Annotated in this window: 3 protein-coding genes and 1 pseudogene; 1 reads left to right on the top strand and 3 read right to left on the bottom strand. The window is 67.4% G+C overall.

Annotated features, from left to right (window positions below; genetic code table 11):
• From GH737_RS14365 to GH737_RS14355, 3 genes and pseudogenes are all read right to left on the bottom strand, one after another.
• Positions 1-331, bottom strand: a pseudogene (locus GH737_RS14365) (energy transducer TonB); the annotation flags it as partial.
• Between the two features lie 207 nt (positions 332-538).
• Positions 539-958: a dihydroneopterin aldolase gene (locus GH737_RS14360; protein WP_155265453.1), complete on the bottom strand. Its 420-nt coding sequence runs from the start codon at positions 956-958 to the stop codon at positions 539-541.
• On the bottom strand, positions 955-1,689 hold the full coding sequence (locus GH737_RS14355; protein WP_155265452.1) for an SDR family oxidoreductase: 735 nt from the start codon (positions 1,687-1,689) through the stop codon (positions 955-957). Before GH737_RS14355 ends, GH737_RS14360 begins: the two co-directional genes overlap by 4 nt.
• Before the next feature lie 53 nt (positions 1,690-1,742).
• On the opposite strand from GH737_RS14355, the gene GH737_RS14350 reads away from it, so the two are divergent.
• Entirely contained in the window at positions 1,743-2,309 is a 567-nt protein-coding gene (locus GH737_RS14350) for a DUF1285 domain-containing protein (protein WP_155265451.1), read from the top strand.
• Positions 2,310-2,435 lie beyond the last annotated feature (126 nt).

Raw genomic sequence — 2,435 nt, 5'->3', positions numbered from 1 at the left:
CCGAGACGACCGGCGGAATGACCGGCGGTACCGGCGGCGCCGTCACCGTCTGGATGGTCGGCGGCGTCGGCGCGTTCATCTGCACCAATGGCGGCGGCGTGACCGGCGGCGGCGGCACCTTGGGCATGTCCTTCGGCGGCGGCGGCGGCTCCTGCGGCGGAGGCGGCTGCTGCTCCACGTCGATGACTTTCAGCCTCTCCGCCTGGTGCTTGATGACGTCGTAGGCCAGGCCCGAAACGATGGCGTACATGAGGGAGCCGACGACGGCGACCGTCATGAAGATCGAGACGCTCCGATTGCCGCTCAGCTCTTTGCGTTGTGCGTACGACATTAACCCGCACTTCTCCTCGACACGCCGTGGCGAACCACGGTCAGGACTGGGCGTTCGGACGCGCGCCCTGCCCTCTTGATGGGACCGCCGATACGACTGCGTCTCCTCGGCGACAAGCGCGCCTCCTTATCGCTGCCACAAAGGCCGCGCAACGGATTTTGTTCCACATCCGGAAGGCGTGAAACCGGTGCAGGCACAGCGCTTTGCTCAGCAGTCCGGCCACAGGCCGTCGAACGAGGCGATTTCAACCCCTACTCCGCGGGCGTCCGCATAGATGTCCGGCTTCGACGTGCGCACCCGAAGTGCACGCACTCCGCGGAACGCGGCAAGGCGCTCGAAGACCGCATGAGCGAGCGTTTCCTGGAGGTTGAAGCGGCGCGATGCGGCGATCTCCTGCACCTCCGAACGAAGGAAATCATAGTTCCACGCGCGGGCAGGGTCCTCGTCGGGCGGCGCGACAATATCGTCGAGCCAGATCTCGACGTCGACCAGCAGCCGCTGCGGCGCTCCGACCTCGAAATCGTGAAATCCGATGTCGGTTTGAACCGCGAGCGATTCGAGCATGATCCGCGCCGAGCGGACCCTCAACTTTTCGGGGATTAGGCCCTGCAGCCTGGGCTCGCTCATGTTGGATCGAGGAATTGTACGTCGCGGCCGAGGCCGAGGAAGCGCTGCCCGGAATCGATCACGATCAATTGGCCGGTGACGCAGCGAGCATCGATGAGAAAGCGGATCGCGCCGACCACATCGGCTGGCTCTACGCCGCGCCCGAGCGGGTTGTTGGCGTGCATCGTCTCGAAATTCTCCTCGCTCTGCCCAGTCGAGCGGAGCATCAGCGCAGGCGCGACGCCGTTTACGCGCATTCCTCCGGGCGCAAGCGCACGCGCGGCGAGCTCCGTCAAGCCGGCAAGCGCCTGTTTGGACAAAGTATAACTGAGATAGTCGGGGTTCGGCGCGACGAGCTTCGAATCCAGCAAGTTGACGACGAGCGAATCCTCGCCGGGCGACTGCACGCCTGCGAACCGCTCAATGAGCAGCGCGGGCGCGCGGACGTTGACTGCCATGTGCGCGGCGAATTGTTCCGGGTCGAAGCCGCCGAACCCGTCCCACGCGAACCGCGCCGCGTTGTTGACCAGCAGGCGCACCGGCGGATGGCCGTCGGCCGCAGCGAAGATCGCATCGGCGCAATGCACGTCGTCGAGGTCCGCGGCGACCCGCGTTGCACCATCCGGGACGGGGTCGGATTCGCGGTGGACGTGCGCGACCACGTGCCAGCCGTCCTCGATCAGCGCGGCCGCAATTGCGCGGCCGACGCGCTTGCCGGCACCGGTGACGATTGCTGTTCTGTCAGGCTGCATCGACCGGCACTCCTGCCTTGAGCCGAGCGGCGAAGCAATCCAATGACGCGTGCATGCCAGAGAGCCGGCCTCCGATCGAACTTCACGGCATCAGCTTCGCCGGCCTTCAGAAGCTGATCGACGAGCGCCGGCTGCCGCCCGTCGACCAGTGGAATCCGCAGCGCTGCGGCCATTCGCGGATGCGCATTGCCGCGGACGGGACATGGTACCACGAGGGCGCGGCCATCCGCCGGCCGGCAATGGTCCGCCTCTTCTCGACCGTGCTCAGGCGCGAGCCCGATGGTCGCCACGTGCTGGTGACGCCGGCCGAGAAGCTCGACATCGACGTCGAGCGCACCGCCTTCCGGGCGGTGGCGATGCAGACTAAGGGCGATGGGCGCGGCCGGCGCCTCGCCTTCCAGCTGGACTCCGGCGACGCGGTGCTCGTCGACCGCGATCACCCGCTGCGGGTCGTGCAGACGGATCAGGGACCGTCGCCGCGAATCCTTGTCCGTCACGGGCTCGAAGCCGAGCTGTCGCGAGCGCTCTATTACGAGCTCGCGGAAGCCGCGCTCGCGGAAGGCGCCGATCCGCCGGGGATCTGGAGCGCCGGAACATTCTTTCCGCTGGACGGACCATGAGCGCGCTCGCAGAACGCTTGCGAGCGGCGCTCGCCAACCCGGCCGCAGAGCCACCGCTGGAGGGCGATTGCCCCGGGCTTCGCGCCGCCGCCTCGACGGAGGCGGCCGTGCTCATTGCGGTCACCG

The sequence above is a fragment of the Sphingomonas segetis genome, assembly GCF_009720245.1.
GTDB lineage: Bacteria > Pseudomonadota > Alphaproteobacteria > Sphingomonadales > Sphingomonadaceae > Sphingomicrobium > Sphingomicrobium segetis.
The sequence above is the reverse complement of the archived record's forward strand: the minus strand, read 5'-3'. Positions and strand labels throughout refer to the sequence as shown.